The 17,448-nt window shown below is 28.1% G+C and carries 18 protein-coding genes; 17 read left to right on the top strand and 1 reads right to left on the bottom strand.

Annotation, left to right across the window (positions count from 1 at the left end; translation table 11 throughout):
- Positions 1–62 precede the first annotated feature (62 nt).
- The gene (locus tag BUB01_RS16770; RefSeq protein ID WP_072990669.1) at positions 63–332 is read right to left on the bottom strand and encodes a hypothetical protein; all 270 of its coding nucleotides are present in this window, start codon (positions 330–332) and stop codon (positions 63–65) included.
- Between the two features lie 245 nt (positions 333–577).
- Here BUB01_RS16770 and BUB01_RS16765 point away from each other — a divergent pair, with 245 nt between their 5' ends.
- The 17 genes from BUB01_RS16765 to BUB01_RS16685 all read left to right on the top strand — a co-directional run bounded on the left by BUB01_RS16765 (position 578) and on the right by BUB01_RS16685 (position 17,322).
- Positions 578–952 (top strand): desulfoferrodoxin, encoded by a 375-nt coding sequence (locus BUB01_RS16765; protein WP_072990666.1) that lies wholly within the window; start codon positions 578–580, stop codon positions 950–952.
- A gap of 246 nt (positions 953–1,198) precedes the next feature.
- The gene (locus tag BUB01_RS16760) at positions 1,199–2,047 is read left to right on the top strand and encodes a Cof-type HAD-IIB family hydrolase (RefSeq protein ID WP_072990663.1); all 849 of its coding nucleotides are present in this window, start codon (positions 1,199–1,201) and stop codon (positions 2,045–2,047) included.
- A 161-nt stretch (positions 2,048–2,208) separates the two neighbouring features.
- Positions 2,209–2,391 (top strand): hypothetical protein, encoded by a 183-nt coding sequence (locus BUB01_RS16755; protein ID WP_072990661.1) that lies wholly within the window; start codon positions 2,209–2,211, stop codon positions 2,389–2,391.
- A gap of 9 nt (positions 2,392–2,400) precedes the next feature.
- Entirely contained in the window at positions 2,401–3,042 is a 642-nt protein-coding gene (locus BUB01_RS16750; protein WP_072990657.1) for a hypothetical protein, read from the top strand.
- 15 nt (positions 3,043–3,057) lie between these two features.
- Positions 3,058–3,408 (top strand): hypothetical protein, encoded by a 351-nt coding sequence (locus tag BUB01_RS16745; RefSeq protein WP_143152522.1) that lies wholly within the window; start codon positions 3,058–3,060, stop codon positions 3,406–3,408.
- A gap of 135 nt (positions 3,409–3,543) precedes the next feature.
- Complete coding sequence (locus tag BUB01_RS16740) at positions 3,544–5,994, top strand: glutathionylspermidine synthase family protein (protein WP_084108914.1); 2,451 nt, start codon at positions 3,544–3,546, stop codon at positions 5,992–5,994.
- Positions 5,995–5,997: 3 nt separating this feature from the next.
- A complete protein-coding gene (locus BUB01_RS16735) occupies positions 5,998–6,759 on the top strand; it encodes a hypothetical protein (protein ID WP_072990649.1) in 762 nt (253 codons plus the stop codon).
- A gap of 206 nt (positions 6,760–6,965) precedes the next feature.
- Positions 6,966–8,540, top strand: coding sequence for a DUF6382 domain-containing protein (locus BUB01_RS16730; RefSeq protein ID WP_072990644.1), 1,575 nt, complete (start codon positions 6,966–6,968; stop codon positions 8,538–8,540).
- A 12-nt stretch (positions 8,541–8,552) separates the two neighbouring features.
- Positions 8,553–9,380: a PP2C family protein-serine/threonine phosphatase gene (locus tag BUB01_RS16725; RefSeq protein WP_072990640.1), complete on the top strand. Its 828-nt coding sequence runs from the start codon at positions 8,553–8,555 to the stop codon at positions 9,378–9,380.
- Positions 9,380–10,465 carry an AAA family ATPase gene (locus tag BUB01_RS16720; RefSeq protein ID WP_072990637.1) on the top strand — a complete coding sequence of 362 codons (1,086 nt, stop codon included), beginning with the start codon at positions 9,380–9,382 and terminating at the stop codon, positions 10,463–10,465. Before BUB01_RS16725 ends, BUB01_RS16720 begins: the two co-directional genes overlap by 1 nt.
- A gap of 9 nt (positions 10,466–10,474) precedes the next feature.
- Entirely contained in the window at positions 10,475–11,713 is a 1,239-nt protein-coding gene (locus BUB01_RS16715; RefSeq protein ID WP_072990634.1) for a TadA family conjugal transfer-associated ATPase, read from the top strand.
- 12 nt (positions 11,714–11,725) lie between these two features.
- Positions 11,726–12,688 (top strand): type II secretion system F family protein, encoded by a 963-nt coding sequence (locus BUB01_RS16710; RefSeq protein WP_242958425.1) that lies wholly within the window; start codon positions 11,726–11,728, stop codon positions 12,686–12,688.
- A gap of 2 nt (positions 12,689–12,690) precedes the next feature.
- Complete coding sequence (locus tag BUB01_RS16705; protein ID WP_072990631.1) at positions 12,691–13,560, top strand: type II secretion system F family protein; 870 nt, start codon at positions 12,691–12,693, stop codon at positions 13,558–13,560.
- 23 nt (positions 13,561–13,583) lie between these two features.
- The gene (locus BUB01_RS16700) at positions 13,584–13,751 is read left to right on the top strand and encodes a Flp1 family type IVb pilin (RefSeq protein ID WP_072990628.1); all 168 of its coding nucleotides are present in this window, start codon (positions 13,584–13,586) and stop codon (positions 13,749–13,751) included.
- A gap of 9 nt (positions 13,752–13,760) precedes the next feature.
- Positions 13,761–14,390 (top strand): TadE family protein, encoded by a 630-nt coding sequence (locus tag BUB01_RS16695; RefSeq protein ID WP_072990625.1) that lies wholly within the window; start codon positions 13,761–13,763, stop codon positions 14,388–14,390.
- Between the two features lie 28 nt (positions 14,391–14,418).
- Entirely contained in the window at positions 14,419–16,611 is a 2,193-nt protein-coding gene (locus BUB01_RS16690; protein ID WP_072990622.1) for a DUF5702 domain-containing protein, read from the top strand.
- 9 nt (positions 16,612–16,620) lie between these two features.
- Entirely contained in the window at positions 16,621–17,322 is a 702-nt protein-coding gene (locus BUB01_RS16685) for a hypothetical protein (RefSeq protein ID WP_072990619.1), read from the top strand.
- The last annotated feature ends 126 nt before the right edge of the window (positions 17,323–17,448 follow it).

Below are 17,448 nucleotides of genomic sequence, written 5' to 3'. Positions count from 1 at the left end.
AAGCTAAATATAATAAAGACAAATATCCAATAGTATAAATATATTGAATATTTGTCTTTAATTTATTTTTTAGATTTTTTTGAGTGCTTAGAAGTCTGTGTTTTATAACTAGTTTCAGAAGTATCTAATATAGAATCTTCAGTATAATCAAATTCAACATTAGATATATTATTAGCTACGATAGGATCAGTAGCTGGATTTGGCAACATAGTAAAGTCTCCAGAGGGGGAATAAGATTTTAGGTCTTCAACTGATGGAGCACCAAAATCTCTATCGTCTGGTGGATATATAGTGTTTTGCTTATTAGTTATATTATTATTATTTTTTTTCATTATAATCACTCCTCCATAGGTTATTAATAAAAGTTAAGGTTAATATATCTTAAATATAGATTAATTGAGTTTAATATATTTATAGTATTTCAAAAAAAATAAAAAATACTATTGAATTTTTAAAATATATAATATATAATTTAAATATAACAAATAATAATTATTAAATAATATTTAAAATTAAGTATATAAATATATAAAAAACAAAAACTAAAAAGGATTTAAATTTAAAGGAGGATTTTAAAATGTCAAAAATAAATGAAATTTACAGATGTGAATTATGTGGAAATATAGTTGAGGTAGCACATCCAGCAGGTGGAACTTTAGTTTGTTGTGGTAAACCAATGAGCCTAAAGGAAGAAAATGTAGTAGATGCAGCAAAAGAAAAGCATGTACCAGTAGTTACTAAGGTAGAAGGTGGAGTTCATGTAGCTGTAGGTTCAATAGAACATCCAATGCAAGAAGAACACTATATAGAATGGATAGAAGTTATAACTGAATCAGCAGTATATAGAAAGCATTTAAAACCAGGTGAAAAACCAGAAGCTACATTTAAAATTGATGAAAAAATAGTAGCTGTAAGAGAATATTGTAATATACATGGACTTTGGAAGGCTTAAGAATATAATAAATAATGTTTTATTTATCATATTTTTAGAAAATAGGTTACATTGATTAAATCTAAGATTTAAAATGTTTATCAGCTTTTATTAAGGTATTTGACGACGACTTATAATAAAAGTTTATAAAATATTATTAGATAATTTAGTGAAGTTAAAAATAGATGTGGGTAAAACCACATCTATTTTGTTATAATAAAAGTGATATGTAGTATAAAAGATGTAGAAGCGAAGGGAGAAGATATTATGAAGTACAAATTAATTTGCATTGATATGGATGGAACACTTTTAAGTAATGCACATGATGTTAGTGAAGAAAATAGGTTAGCATTAAAGAAGGCTACTGAAAAAGGTGTAAAAATAGCAATAACTACTGGAAGACTATTCACATCAGCTAGTCATTACTCAAATATAATAGGGGTAAAAGCACCTATTATATCATCAAATGGTGCATATATAAGGGAAAAGGATAGAGAAGAAGTAATATATAAATCGACACTTAGTAAAGAACAAATGTTTAAAATATATGAAGTTACAAAAAAATATGGTTTATTAACTTATTTTAATACATGTGATACAGTAATTTCGGAAATTAAAATTCCTGAAACTCATGCTTATAAGATTTCAAATAGAGAATTACCAGAGGATGTAAGGATAAAATTTGTAGAAGGTAGAGATTTTCCAGAAATATTTGAAGAATATGAAGGAAAAATATTAAAGGCAATAGCTATAGAGAATGAAGACAAACCAAAATTACAACAGGCGAAAGAAGAAATAAGTAAGTATAAAGATTTAGAAGTTGTAAGTTCATGGGATAATAATTTTGAAGTAATGGCAGCTGGAACCTCAAAAGGAAAAGCAGCAGAAAGATTAGCAGAAATGTTGGGGATAAAAAGAGAAGAAGTAATCTGTGTAGGAGATAGTGAGAATGACATAAGTATGATTAAATATGCGGGACTTGGAGTAGCTATGGGAAATGCTATGGACATAGTAAAAGAAGCTGCGGATTATGTAACAGATACAAATGTAAACTCAGGTGTGGCAAAAATGATAAATAAGTTTGTTTTAGATGAACAAGTTATAGATGTAGAATAATAAAGAGCTTTATAAATAGTTAAATAAAAAACTATTTATAAAGTTTTTTAAAATTAAAAAGAAAAAAATATAATATAGTTTAAGGTTGTTTTAATAGTAAAAGAAAAAGCTTTGTAATATAATATAATTGGAAATATTTAATATTATTAGGAGGAATTTTTATGATAGCGTTTGAGCAATGTTATATTTACAATAGTTTAGGAGCATACAATGAGGAGACTCCAGATGTTTCAGTGGAAATTAAAGAGATAAACAGAGATGGTGACTATTTAACACTTCATGATACTAGCGGATATACACATATTATAAATTTAACAAAAGTATTTGCAGTAACATATAAGTAATCAGATATTATGTTGAAATCAAAAGTTAATTTATACGAAGTTTATGATAATTGGAGAAAAGATTTAAGGTATTTTGAATGTTATTTTAAAACTACACCAATAGCATCATTGAAACAATGTGAAGATTTTGAGTTAGAAGAAGTATATCCTTCAAATGAAATTAAAAATAGTGTATTAGCTTTAAAAGATAAATTAAGTTATAAAAAAACTATATATATTTTTGATTTACCACTACTAGAAAGCATTGAAACAGCCTTAATTTTAAACAATGATTTAGGAATTAAACCGGTTTTAGTATTTAATCATATATCACATGATTTCGGGATAGTAGGCTCAAAAATTTTTATATCCAAGCTTATACAATATAGCTATGAATTAAAAGAACTTAAGGATTCAACTTATGCTTTTATGCTAGATAAAGATAGATATTTAGAAACTGAATTTGACAAAAGAATTTATTACAATAATCAATATGAACTTACAGAAGAGGAATTACCACCAGTAGAGATTTTAAATGATTTAGGTATAAATAGAGTTGTTGTAATCTCAGTGGATAAATTAAAGGAAGATTTGACGGACTATGTAGAATATCTTAAAAAGGAAAATATATTTGTAGAGATAATAAATGAACCAATAGGTTCTAAGGAATAAAGGGATGTGGAAGGTTTGGATGAAAAATTTAAAAAGAGGGCATTAGCCTTATCGGTAGCAGCTGCAGTTGTTACTGCAAGTCCACTTTATCAAGAAGGAACGCTAGTACAAAGAGTTGCAATTGCAGATGAAACTGACCAGGCTAAACAAGAGAAATTTTATGAGGAAGTAGCTAAGAAATTTGAAAAGGGAGATGCTTATCACGGAACAGGACAAGTACCTTTTTTATTTCCAAATGAAAGCTCAGGTGGCTCTTATGTATATACTGGAAGAAGTTTTTCAGGGGATAGTTGGAGATCTTGGACAACTGGTGACAAAGGTGTATATAGTTATTCTTCATCACATATGGATAGCTCCTCAAGTTAGATAAGGTTGGAAACTGAGTATTATAGTTTAATTTCAATTTTTTTATGGGTTGAGCTATCAAACTTATTAATTATTATTAAAATGATTTTTATTAGTACCAAAGTGATTTGGGATATATTAATGTAGGAGCAAATTATGAACTTATTATTAGATTATAATGTGGTTAGTACAACAAGAACTAAACAGGTTTATACGTTAGAGCCACATTTTATAGATAAAAAACAAGGTGAAGAATTTATACAAAGTTCAGAGAAGCTTCATAAGTTAGTTATGAAGGTTGTAAGGGGAATAAATACAGAATTTAATGATTATAAAAAATACATACCAGAATTCCCTTTTAGAAATGAAATACTAAATATGCAATCAGAATTACCAGAGTTCTTATGGACTAGATATGATGGATTTTTTAAAGAAGATGGAATATTTTATAGTGAGTTTAATTATGATAAACCTTGTGCACAAAGAGAATGCGCACTTATGGAAGAACAGGGTTATGGTGAGCAATTAACTTTAAATTTTAGAAAAAATTTAAGTGAAGCTTTAATTAGAATTCTTAAAGGAAGATTTCAAGATAAGCAAAGGTTTAATATAGCTTTTTTGACAGCACCATCCAAGTATGAGGAAACGCATTTAGGTATATTTTTAAAAGAGATGTTTCAAAGCGAAAATAAACAGGTTGATTTAGATATAATCCTAACTGGTCCTACTAATCTATATATTGAAGAAGATACTTTAAAAGCTTTTAATAAAAATATAGATGTTGTAATTAGGCTTTATCCAACAGAATTTATGTATGAATGTACTTGTTTTAAGGAAATGATTAAATTACATGAATTAGGCAAAATATTGATACTTAATGATCCAAGAGCAATACTTGCTCAAAGTAAAAGTCTTTATGCATATCTTTGGAAACTTGTGCTTACTAAGGATGATAGACTTAGTATGGAAGAAAGAGAGAGTGTGTTAAAATATTTGCCTTATACTGAAATACTTGATAAATATTGTCTAGAAAAGGCTAGAAAAAATAAAAATAGTTTTGTTATCAAGCCTGTTTTTGGTAGATATTCAATAGATGTATTTATAGGTATGCTTCATAATGAAAAGGAATGGGAAGAAAGTCTGAATTATGTTGAAAAAATAATGAATGAGAAACCCTTTATATTGCAAAGTTTTGAAAAAATAGAAGATGAAGTTGTAATTTGTGATAATGGTGGATTTAAACATCAAATACAGAGTTTTGGAAATTATGGAATATTTTTAGGCTGTGACAAGGTGATAGGAAATTTAATAAGGTGGAATGCAGATTACTTAACTGATGAAGATACTACATTCATAACACCTATAGGTTTAAAAGATAGAGAAATTAGACTTTCAGAAATATCAGTAGAAGCTTTAGAAAGAATAAAATCAAAGGCATTGATAGAATATGGTTTCTCAGGAGCGTATGTTAAAAATTATGACTATTTAAGTGTAAATGTAGTTACTATAAGTGAAAAAAAGCTTAGAGAGTTAAGTTATGCAACAGATAGTCTAGCAAAGATATTTTTAAAGACTCAAAATGCAATAAAAGCAAATCTAGAAGTCTTTTCAGAAATTTTAGCTATTGAGGACTTAAAAGAATTTTTAAATCAAGAAAAGTTTAGAGAGCTTTGTTTTATAGGAAGAATGGACTTTATCATTGATAAATGCGGAAATTTAAAGGTGTTAGAAATAAATTCGGAGACACCAGCAGGGATAATAGAAGCTATAAATATACAAGGTGAATACTTTAATGAGATAAAAGCAAATAATGAGCTTATAGATCCAAACAAAGTTTTAAAAGAGAAGTTAAAGGTTAATGCTCGAAATATAATAAATAAATATAAAAATGAAATCAAAGTAGAAACTATAGCTATATTGGGGACAACTTATTATGAAGATTTTTATACTATGAAAGGTATATTTGAAGTGTTAAAAGAAGAGTTCCCTGAATGTGAGCTTATAATTGGAAACATATATGATTTAGAGGTAAGAGGAGAAGAAGTTTATGTTTATGGAAGAAAAATAGATGCAATGTATAGATACTTCCCTTTAGATTGGTTTAATCAAGATGATGAAATGAAAAAAGTTTTACCTATGTTTAATAAAAAGGTTATATCTTTAAATCCATTGCAATCTATAATATCACAATCAAAAGGTTTTTTTTCAGCCATATATGAACTTTTAAAATATAATTTTTATTCTAAAGAGGAAGCAGAAATAATACAAAAATATATACCACTGACAAGTTATGATTATAGAGATTTGAATACAGCAAATTTTGTAGTAAAGCCTATGCTCGGTAGAGAGGGCGAAGGAGTAAAAATATCTAGTGAAATAAATAATTTTGTTGACAGTGATGTAGTCTTTCAAGAGCTTATTTACTCTGAAACTGTTAAAGCAAAGGTTAAAGTATGTAATAATAAATGGAGAGAAAATTTATATCCTGTTATAGGAGCATTTGTTGTTAACGAAGAATTTGCAGGGGTATTTACAAGGCTTGGAGGAAAAATAACAAAGAATATTTGTATGTATGCACCGTTATTTGGTGAAAAGGGAGATGAATAGGACTTGGGGGACAAACCTTCTATAAAAAAGATTACAAAAGGACCTTATAATAAATCTAAAGTAAAAAAACCGAAATTTTCTAATATATCAGTAAGAAAAATGGATACAAAAGTTAAAATAGCATCCATTAGAAAAAAGCCAAGACCTCTTCATAATGAGTCATTAACAAAGGGAGAGGTATATAGAAAAGAAGCCTTTGCTGAAAAGTATGAGAAATATAAGGAAAAAAATAATATTGATGATGAGCATTCTGAAAGAATAAATATGCAAGGAGCTTTCAAGGAAGAGAATAATTCAAAAGAAAATCGTAGGAAAGCTATTGGTATAATAGTATTAATATTCTCAGTATTTATAGGAGCTAAATTTATAGTAAGTTGTATAGAAGATACTGTTGAAGAAAACGAAAGAAAGGCAAAAGTATTCAAAGGGAAAGAATATTTTTCTTATTTAGGTATATCTAAAACAGATCAATTTGAAGAAAGTTTGTATGAGACAGATGAACTTCAAGAAGTTGATAATATTGCAGTTGGTAAATATGACTATGACGGAGAAACATATTATAGATTTCAGGCTAGACACAATGGAAAATCTGCCTATGATAGTGAGATAACGAATTATCAAGGGGAAATAGAAACTTCGTTAGATGGTAGTAGGCCAATGGTAGATGTTTATAAAAGAGTATATACAAAATCGAATGGTTCAAAGGTAAGTATCTTTTACTATAAGCTGAAAGTCCCAAGTAATAAAATAAAAAAATTGAATTAATTATATAGATAAGAAGGTGAAGGAATATTCTTCATCTTTTTTTGTCTATATAGTTAATTATATAAGAATAAGTAATCTTTTAAAGTTAAAAAATTATAATGTTTTTCAATAAATAGAAAAATGAAGATTATTAAGATATCATATACATAATTTTAATATATTGTAAAAATAAAATATAAATGGTAAAATTTAATGGAGAGAGTATTATGGAGGGATTTTTTATGGTAAATAGCTTAATTAATTTTTCAAGTAACAGTAATAGTAGTAAAAGCTATCTAGTTGCAACTATTTCTAATGAGCCTATTATAGACTTCCAATTAGAAATGATAAATAGTCTAGAAGATGGAGGCTTATTAAGTATAGAAAAAAGACAATTTAATTTAGATATTCAATTGTTTTATGATACTACAAGTTTAGTAAGTCTAGAAACATTTTTTTCTAACAATAAACTAAACAAAAGTAAAATTATAAAAGTTTTAAATAACTTATGTACAGGAGCTTTGGAAGCTGAGGAACACTACTTAGTAAGTAACAATTATATTTTAGATGGAGACAAGATATTTATTGATGAAGAAAAGTATTCAATAAAGTATGTATATTTACCAATAGAAAAAAACTATATAGACGATGTTAATCTAGATTTTAAAAATTTAATAAAATCAATTATAGTAGACTATGCTAATATAGAAGAAGAAACATCAGATAATTATATACAAAAAATATTAAACTATATAAAGAAACAAGGGGTAACTATTAGAGAATTTCACAGTTTTTTGACTGATGAGCTTAGTAGTTCAAGTCAACAAGTAACATATAGACCTAAGGAAACTATAAGTACTCCTATTGAATCAAGACAAGCCATAAATTCTGGAAATCTAAATTATAATTCGAATAGTTTAAATAATTCAAATTATAGTTCAAACAGCATATCTCAAGTAGATAGACAAAGACAAAATGGAAATAATTCTTCAAATATAGGTACATCATCTCCACAGAATAACTCAAGTAATAAATTAGCCTCTAAAGTTGGGAAGGGTGCTAAAGGGAATACTAAAACAGAAGTAGTAGAAGAGGTAAAAGAAGTATATAAAACAGTAAATATAATAATTGCAGCAATAATGCAACTTTTATTTATAGGAATAAGCGTTAGCGTCTTCCTTTTTATTACTGATTTTGAAATAACAGAAAAAGGTGGAGCTGTATTATTAGTTGGAGCGTTGGACTTTCTAGTTACTAAATCAGCTTTAGATAAAAAGAAAAAAGTAAAGGTAAAGGTAAGCAAAAAAGTAAAGGGTGTACAAGAAAAAGATATACAAAATAATAAAAAAGATAAGAAAGACAAAAAGGATAAGAAAGCAAAAATTAATAGCAATGTAGATAATAATACAAATAATAATGTTAATAACAATCCGCCATCAGTAAATTTATCTAAAAGAGAAATATCAACAGAGGCAGCTTTTGAGACAGAGTTATTAAGTACTAATTATCCATTTTTATTAGCAGATAAAGGTGGTGCAATTGAAAGAATCTATATATCAAAAGATAGGTTTAGATTAGGAAGATTAAGCTCACAGGTTGATTATACAATATTAAATAAAGCAGTAGGAAAGGTACATGCCGAAATAATCAAAGTTGGAGACACTTATGTATTAGTAGATTTAAATTCTAAAAATGGAACTTTCATAAATGGCGAAAGATTAAGTAGTAATAGTGAATATCCACTTAGGGAGAATGATGTAGTAGCTTTCGCAAATGAAAAATATATTTTTAAGTTCTATTAAGGAGTTTTATTTATGGATAACCTAAAGTTTCATGTAGGAGTAGCAAGTGACATAGGAAATACAAAGACTACAAATCAAGATAGTGTGTTAGTTGAAATTGGTGATTATAAAGGGAAAGAATTTGGACTTTTCTTAGTTTGTGATGGATTAGGTGGGTTATCTCAAGGGGAGATAGCTAGCCTAAGTGCTGTGAAATGCTTTAAAGAATGGTGGGAAAATGAAGTAGGAGATCTAATAAAAAAAGAAGATAAAGACATAATAGAATCCTTAGAAGAAACATTGTTAAGGGCAAATAGAAGAATATATAAATATTCAAAAGAGATAAATAGTAAAATAGGAACCACTGTAACAGCTCTATTTATATCTGGAAATAAATATTACATAGTTAATGTTGGAGATTCAAGGATATATAGAGTAGACAAGCGTGTAATACAAGAAACAGAAGACGATTCTTATGTTGCAATGAAAGTGAAAAATAAAGAGATGACAATAGAAGAAGCAAAAAATAGCAAAATGAAAAACATACTTTTACAGTGTGTAGGCGCAAAAGAGAATATAGTAGTTTATAAGAAAATAGGAGAAATAGGACAAAGTGCGGCTTTTTTATTATGTAGTGATGGATTTTATAACAAATTTAATGAAAAAGAGATGAAAATAGAGCTGGATAAATTATTAAAGAGTGAAGATTATGATACTGAAGTACAAGATTTAGCTATTAATATGGTTCAAACTGTTAAAAATAGAAAAGAAAGAGATAATATTTCCTTAATCCTAGTAATAATAGAAGGAAGAAGAGAAAAAGAAAATATTTTTAGTAGGCTTATAAGGAGGCGTGAATAATGGCAAAAATAAATTTGGTAATAGTTGATTATGATGAAAGATATATAAAAGGGGTTAGTACTTACTTTAATAATAATTATGGAGATAAATTCTATATAACAGGGTTTTCAAACAAAGAATATGCTATGGATTACCTAAAGTCAGGTAAAAGGATAGATATTGTTCTTATAAATAAAGATTTATATTTTGATGAAATAAAAAAATATAATATAAAGTCTAAGGTTATTTTAGGTGAAGCAAAAGAAGCAGGAGTATTCGAGAATTATCCATTAATAAATAAATATACACCTGGTTCTATGTTATATGAAATCATAATTAAGGCATATGCAGAACAAAGCCCAGAAAACTTGGAAAGGGTAGTTTCAAACCATACAAGTACAAAAATATTAACAGTATATTCACCAATCGGAGGAATTGGCAAAACTACTTTAGCAGTAAGTTTATGTAAAGAGTTAGCAAGTAGAGGATTAGATGTATTATATTTAAATCTTGAAGATGTACAATCAACAGAACTGTATTTTAATTGTGAGGAAGAAACAGGCCTATCAGACTTTATCTTTGCTATAAAAGAAAGAAATAATAATATAAGAAAGAAATTTGTAGACTTTTCCTTAAAGGATGAATCATCATCAATAAGATATTTTTCACCAACTGAAAGTATTTTAGATATAGAAGATTTAGATAAAGATGATATAAAATTTATGCTTGAGAGTTTGTTAGATTTAAAAATGTTTAACTATATAATAGTAGATACAAGTTCAAAATTTAACTCACAATATAAGATGATATTAAATTCATCAAATCATATAGTATTTCCTATAGGAAAAGACAGTTCATCTACTATTAAGACTAACATATTTTTGAATAATATAAACAATATGGATAACTATTATATATTAATAAATAAGGCACGAACAGATGTTGAATATACTATACCTAGTGTTATAGAAAGAGAACATAAAGCTATAGAACAAGCTATTCCTTATGATATTAAATTAAGTATAACAGGTGAACAAGGAATAGAAGAAAATATAAATATTACAAGAGCCATTCAAGATATTATATTAAAATTAAGATTAGTGTAGGTGAGCTTTATGGATGAAGAAATAAGACAAAAAATAATTGATGAGGTAAATGCAATAACAAGGGAAGATAGCTTTATACAAAGAGATATATCTGATGATGAAGCTAGAGAAATTATATCAAAAGAAGTTTTTAAAAGAACAAAGGGTTTAGGAATAAGTGTTTCTGAAAAAATGGAACTAGTAAATGTAGTATATAACTCTATAAGAAAGTTAGATGTATTACAACCATTAGTTGATGATAAGACAGTTACAGAAATAATGATAAATGGACCAGAAAATATATTTGTAGAAAAAAATGGTGAGATAACAAAATTAAATACAGTATTTGAAGATAAAAAAAAGCTAGAGAATCTTATACAAAAAATAGTTTCAGATGTAAATAGAGTAGTAAATGAATCATCACCTATAGTAGATGCTAGGCTTAAAGATGGCTCCAGAGTTAACATAGTTCTTCCACCAATAGCTTTAAATGGGCCTATAATAACAATAAGAAAATTCCCTGATAAACCAGTAACAATAGAAAGGCTTATAGAATTCAAATCTATAACGGAAGATATAGCTGTTGTATTAGAACGAATGGTAAAAGCCAAATTTAATATATTTATAAGTGGGGGAACTGGGTCAGGTAAAACAACCTTTTTAAATGCTTTATCAAACTTTATTCCAAGAGATGAAAGGGTTATAACTATAGAAGACTCTGCAGAACTTCAAATAAGAAATGTTGATAACTTAGTAAGGTTAGAGACTAGAAATGCAAATACTGAGGGTAAAGGACAAATCTCAATGAGAGATTTAATAAAGTCATCCTTAAGAATGAGACCAGATAGAATAGTTGTAGGAGAAGTCAGAGGTGCAGAAGCATTAGACATGCTTCAAGCCATGAATACAGGTCATGATGGTTCATTATCAACAGGACATGCCAACTCAACTGGTGATATGCTTAGTAGATTAGAAACAATGGTTTTATGTGGGGCAAGTTTTCCTATAGATGCAATAAGACAGCAGATAGCTTCAGCTATAGATATTATAGTTCACTTAGGAAGATTAAGAGATAGGAGTAGAAAGGTATTAGAGATTACAGAAGTACTTGGGTATGAAGGTGGAAGAATACATTTAAATCCATTATATGCTTTTAAAGAAGAGGGTGAAACTGAAAATGGAAAAATCATAGGTGGTCTTAAGAGAACACAGAATAAGATGATAAATGTTGAAAAATTCCAGATGGCAGGGTTAAGTACAGAAATATAAAAGGGGGAGAAAATGAGCAGTACCATCATTATATTAATAGCTACTTTACTTGTGATAGCTACTATTTTCGTTATAGTAATATTGGTTGTAAAGAGAAAAAATCAATATGAATATGAGGTAATAGAAGAAGAAACTGAAGAACTAATAGAAAATAACAATGATGACAAAAAGGAGAAAAAGAAACCTAAAAAAGAAAAAAAGAAAAGTAAGAAGCCTGAATGGAACGGGTTATTACCAAATTATTCTTTTTATGATATGAAATTTCAAGAATATATAATGTGGTCCCTTCTAGCTATGGCTGTTTGTTTTGGGGTAGGATATATATTCTATTATAGTATACCATGGGCTATAGCTATAAGTTTGATTGGTTTTATTTACCCAAAATTCAAAAAAAAGAATATAATACGACAAAGAAAAAGCAAGTTATTAGTACAATTCAAAGAAGCATTATATGCAATATCGTCATCTTTGACAGCAGGTAAAGCTGTACCTATGGCTTTTAAAGATAGTTATAATGACTTGAAAATAATATACGAAGAGGATAAAGAATGTTTTATATTAGAAGAACTTCAATATATCATAAGAAGAATTGATAGAAATGAAACAATAGAAGAATCTTTAGAAGATTTAGCTGTTAGAAGTGGGCTAGAGGATGTAGAAACATTTGCAGATATTTTTACCTCTTGTACAAGAACAGGCGGTAACTTAAAAGAAGTTATAAGAAACTCTTCTCAAATAATAGGTGACAAAATAGAAATAAAGCAAGAAATAGAAACCTTAATAGCAGGTAAGAAGTTTGAAGCAAAGGTTTTATCAATAATACCAATAGCATTAGTTCTTTTTCTAAGAGTATCAGCACCAGACTTTATGGCACCATTAAGTTCGATATCTGGAAGAATAGCTTGTACTGCTGCTCTTATAGTAATACTTATAGCTAACTTTATAGCTAAGAAAATTATGAATATAGAGGTGTAAATATGATAGCTGGTATACCATTTGTTATAGTTATGATTGTTATAGTGGTACTTTATTCTATGGGAAGTAAAAAAGGCTATAAAGAAAATATTAAAGATATTGATAAATCACAATATGCATTAAGAGAATTCTTACCTATTGGATTTGTAATAGTAGATATTATAGGTATAGCTAATTTTAAGAAGATAAATAAAGAAGTTTATGCAAAAATGATTTCTATTTATGGAATGGAAGGAAATGCAAATCTAAGAATATATGAGGCAAATAAAAGTTTATGTATGTTATTAGCTTGGGCAGCTGTATATTTATTAATGTTAACAAATGGAGAGTTTAGTCCATTAATGTTAGCATTAGGACCAGTAGCATGTGGAGGAGCCTATTTTTTGATGGATAGTAACTTAAGCAAAAACTTTGAAAAAAGATCTAGAAATATAAGGTATGAGTTTCCAGAATTTTTAAGTAAACTTTCGCTTCTTATAAATGCTGGATTAACTATAGATAACGCTTGGGGAAGAATAGTAAATAGGAATAACAAAGAATCAGTTTTATATCATGAGATGAAAAAAACTTATTTAGATATGAAGGGAAACAAAGGCTTAGAGATATCATTAAGAGACTTATCAAGAAGAACTAAGGTACAAGAGATAACAAAATTTTCAACTATAATAATGCAGAATATGAATAGGGGTTCTGCTGATATAGTTGTTATGCTTAATAAACTTTCTTTTGAGTGTTGGGAAGGAAGAAAAAACATGGCTAAACAAAAGGGGGAAGAAGCATCTACTAAATTACTTTTTCCTATGATATTGATGCTTATAGCAGTATTTATTGTAATACTTACACCGGCGTTATTACAATTATCAGCATTTTAAAATAAAAAAATGGAGGGGTTAAAATGAATTATTTAAAGAGATTAGTAAAAGAAGAAGAAGGTATGGGAACTGTAGAATTGGTACTTATAATAGTAGTATTAGTAGCACTTGTATTATTATTTAAAACTAAGATAGTAGAGTTTGTTACATCAATACTTGGTAAAATAAAAACAAATGGCGATGGTATCTAAAAGAATAATATGAGAGATGTTACAAAAAGCAAAAAAGGTAGTATGACAGTAGAAATGGCATTTATATTTCCTATAGTTTTAGTATTCATAATATTTATTTGTTTTATTGCAGCAATGCTATACAACAGAACTGTGGGTGTAGCATTAGTTAATAAAAACCTAGATAAAGCAACTATATATTGGTCTAAGACTAATATTGATTTTAAGACAGGAGCATATACTTCAGGAGGAAATGCCTTATATGATTTTGAATCAAACAAGAAAAAAGCAACAGTTGGAGGCTATATTAAAAGTGATATAGGTAATTGTTTATTAGCAAATGGGGTAAAAATAACACCTGAATTAGATACTTCAAATTATATTATATATAGGAAATTAAAGGCAAAGGTTACTATAGATTATGGGGTTCCTTTTGGAGGATTATTTAAGATAATAGGAATAACTAAGCCTATAAAAGATGAAGTATATGTAGAGTCAGTTATAAACAATCCGGTGGAATTTACAAGAAATATTGATGTAATGGTAGATGTTTGGGAAGATGTTAAGTTTAGGAATGATATAAAACTAGGAGATAATTTTACCGCTTTTACAAATAAAATGAACAAATTATTGAATGATTTTGAGCAGTTTGTAAAGTAGGGTAAATGAATAAGAAAGAGGGGGAAAAGTGTATAAAAAAAATGGGTCCATAACAGTATTTTTAAGTTTAATAATAGTTATAGTAGTAAGCTTAATAGGTGGACTTGTTGATGGAGCAAGAATGAGAACGGCAGATGCCCAAGTCAATAGAGCAGTACAAAATGGCTTGGAATCTGCCCTAGCTTCATACAATAAACCTTTAAAGCAAAGGTACGAACTATTTGCTTATGATAAAGGTGATGGAAATCTTGGAGAAGAAGTAAAAAACATAGCAATGATGAATTTAGTTCCTGATAAAAGTTCAGGAGATTATACAGATTTGTACAATTACAACATAGATTCATTGAACTTAGGTTTTTCAGGTCCATTGCAGCAAAACAAGGTTTTGGAAGATCAAATATTACAAGCAATGAAATATAGGGCCCCTATAAATATATTAGAAGGAATTATAGAGAAGTTAGATATATTTAAAGGCATGGGTAAATATAAAAAGACTTTAGAAGAAAAAGAAGAACTTGATAAAGAAATGAAAAGTATAGACAAGGAACTAGATAAGATAGCTAATGACGGAAAAGAAGTTGACGATTTGATTAAATCAGTTAAAGCAGATAAAAATATTGATAACACTCAAAATTTAGATGATTCAAAAGATAAGATGAAAAAATTAAAAACAAAGATAGAAAACTTTGAAAAGAAATTAAAGGATGCAAGGCCACAGTATGAAGCTTATAAAAATAGTGTAAAAGATATACCTGGAGGAGCTACAGATGGGAAGACAGGTGTAAGTAAGGATAAAATAAAAAGTGGTTTTGATAAAGAATTTAAAGAGTATGAGAAAATATTTGAATCAAAGGCTGATGAAGGAATAAAGAAAAACTTAAAGATAATGGAAGAAAATGAAAAAGTCATTAATGAAATAGAGCAAGCAATAAAGAGTGTAAAAGAAAGAGAAGCAAAGTTAGATGAAGAGTGGAGTAAGGTAAAGCCACCTGAAAGTCCTAGTAAGGGCAAGGATGAAAGTGATGAGGACTATAATAAAAGAGAAGAAGCATATGATAATGCGATGAAAAGTTATGAGAGAGAGAGAGAGAATTACGAAAAAGAAAAAGCGAATTTAGCTAAAGAAAAAGAAGGAATAAAAAATAAATATAATTCATTGAAACAATTAGATTATGAAGAAAACCGTTCTCAAAAAGAAGCGGATAAAAAAGCTATGGGAGAACAGCTTAAGAAAGATGACGATAATGCAAAGGATAATACTAAGGAAGAAGATAGTAAATCTAAGAAGAGTATAGATAAATCATTTAAGTTACCATCTCAAAATAAAAATACTCAAGACTTTATAAAAGAATTAGAAAACTTTTCAGGAAGTGATAATTCAGGGATGAAGCAATCATTGGGTTATATGGGGGATTTCAGTAGTCTAGAACAAGATCTTATGAATCTTAGAAATACCTTATATATAAATGAATATGTAATGACAAAGTTTAAAGATAGGGTAGTAGGAGATGATATCACTAAGAAGTTTAGGATACCAATGATGGTAACAAATGAAAACTCAGGATTAGATTATGAAATAGAATATATAATATCAGGAAGAGATTCTGACGAAAGTAACGGCAAAATAAATTGGTGGAAGATATATGCAACAAGGGTATTAGTAAATTCAATATCAATAAGAAATATAAGCGAATGTAGAAGGTTAATAGAAGAAATGGCAATAGCTACAACAACTGCATTAGCATTCTTTGGGATACCAGTAAATCCAACGTGGTTAAAAGCATTATATACAGCAGCTTGGGTTGCGTATGAAAGTAAATTGGATATGGATTGGTTATTAAAGGGACATAAGGTACCTCTTATAAAATCTCATGATCTGTGGGTTTCCAAAAAGGTTCTTGATAAAGATCAACAAACTCTTGATAGTTTTGATAATTTAACAGGGAAAGAAGCTTTGTTAAGCACAATTTATAGTGACTATTTAAGAGTATTCTTATTGTTACAATCAAAAGATGAAACATTAGGAAAAATAAAGGATATAATTCAATTGAATATGAAGAAAGAAAATTCAAGCTTTGATTTAGAAAATCAATATACAGTAATAAATGCAACAGGTAATGCAAGTATAAAATATTTATTTTTTAATTTAGAGTTTATGGATCCAAAGGTAAGAAAAACAGGTAGGTACAATATACCAATAAAACAAAGTATAGCGTTTTAGGAGGAAGTTATGAAAATAAAGAAAATAATATCAATAGTATTAAGCGGGGTTTTAGTTTTATCATTAGTGGCTTGTGGCGCAGAGAAAAAGGATGCACCGAAAAAGGAGGAAATTAATAAAGAAGAAACTAAAAATGAGGATAAAAAAACGGATACAATAAAGAAGGAAAAAGACAATATATTTGAGCTAGGTAAGAAACAAACTCAAGCTATAAAGGAAGTAGTAGAAAAGCATGGAATAAAAACAAGGGATGGAAAAGATAAAAGTACAGATGCTCAAATAGTAATTTCAAAAGATGAGAATGAAGCATCATTACCAGATAGAAAAGGATATACAATAACAACATTAAAAAGTCCAACTTTGAATGATGGAGTAGAAAACAAATACAGCATAGACTATTATTCTACAGTTAAGAATGCAAATAATGAGGCAGAGTACAGATATCAAATCAGTTTAACAAGTTTAGGAGATGGAACATTTAAATTAGAAAATGCAAAGATGCTTAAGGAACTTATACAAGCTGTAGACAAAAATTATGATTTTGGGGATTTTGATAAGTGGGTAAATGGCTTTTTAGAAAAAGTTAAAGCAGATACTGCTGTAAGCGATGGAAGAGATCACGGAGCATTCCATGAAAATATTAAGGGAGAGATAAATGATGAGGGTGGAAAGAAGGAATTATTCCTTATGTACACAGTAACCTTAAACTAGAAATTAGAAGTTTATAGAGGGAGTAGAAGGCTCCCTCTAATATAAAAAAAGTCCTTTAATACCAACTTAAAATTGATGGGGGAAGTTTGTATTAGAGGATTTATACGGCATAAAAAAATGTTAATC

The sequence above is a fragment of the Clostridium cavendishii DSM 21758 genome (genome assembly GCF_900141845.1).
Lineage (GTDB): Bacteria > Bacillota > Clostridia > Clostridiales > Clostridiaceae > Clostridium_AG > Clostridium_AG cavendishii.
This window is presented reverse-complemented; position numbering and strand designations above follow the sequence as displayed.

What these genes read in the sequence shown, in the direction of transcription:
- BUB01_RS16705 (WP_072990631.1), top strand. Translation starts at nt 12,691, where the DNA reads ATGATAGCTGGTATACCATTTGTTATAGTTATGATTGTTATAGTGGTA.
- BUB01_RS16725 (WP_072990640.1), top strand. Translation starts at nt 8,553, where the DNA reads ATGGATAACCTAAAGTTTCATGTAGGAGTAGCAAGTGACATAGGAAAT.
- BUB01_RS16750 (WP_072990657.1), top strand. Translation starts at nt 2,401, where the DNA reads ATGTTGAAATCAAAAGTTAATTTATACGAAGTTTATGATAATTGGAGA.
- BUB01_RS16720 (WP_072990637.1), top strand. Translation starts at nt 9,380, where the DNA reads ATGGCAAAAATAAATTTGGTAATAGTTGATTATGATGAAAGATATATA.
- BUB01_RS16740 (WP_084108914.1), top strand. Translation starts at nt 3,544, where the DNA reads ATGAACTTATTATTAGATTATAATGTGGTTAGTACAACAAGAACTAAA.
- BUB01_RS16715 (WP_072990634.1), top strand. Translation starts at nt 10,475, where the DNA reads ATGGATGAAGAAATAAGACAAAAAATAATTGATGAGGTAAATGCAATA.
- BUB01_RS16695 (WP_072990625.1), top strand. Translation starts at nt 13,761, where the DNA reads ATGAGAGATGTTACAAAAAGCAAAAAAGGTAGTATGACAGTAGAAATG.
- BUB01_RS16685 (WP_072990619.1), top strand. Translation starts at nt 16,621, where the DNA reads ATGAAAATAAAGAAAATAATATCAATAGTATTAAGCGGGGTTTTAGTT.
- BUB01_RS16760 (WP_072990663.1), top strand. Translation starts at nt 1,199, where the DNA reads ATGAAGTACAAATTAATTTGCATTGATATGGATGGAACACTTTTAAGT.
- BUB01_RS16755 (WP_072990661.1), top strand. Translation starts at nt 2,209, where the DNA reads ATGATAGCGTTTGAGCAATGTTATATTTACAATAGTTTAGGAGCATAC.
- BUB01_RS16770 (WP_072990669.1), bottom strand. Translation starts at nt 332, where the DNA reads ATGAAAAAAAATAATAATAATATAACTAATAAGCAAAACACTATATAT.
- BUB01_RS16710 (WP_242958425.1), top strand. Translation starts at nt 11,726, where the DNA reads ATGAGCAGTACCATCATTATATTAATAGCTACTTTACTTGTGATAGCT.
- BUB01_RS16730 (WP_072990644.1), top strand. Translation starts at nt 6,966, where the DNA reads ATGGAGGGATTTTTTATGGTAAATAGCTTAATTAATTTTTCAAGTAAC.
- BUB01_RS16765 (WP_072990666.1), top strand. Translation starts at nt 578, where the DNA reads ATGTCAAAAATAAATGAAATTTACAGATGTGAATTATGTGGAAATATA.
- BUB01_RS16700 (WP_072990628.1), top strand. Translation starts at nt 13,584, where the DNA reads ATGAATTATTTAAAGAGATTAGTAAAAGAAGAAGAAGGTATGGGAACT.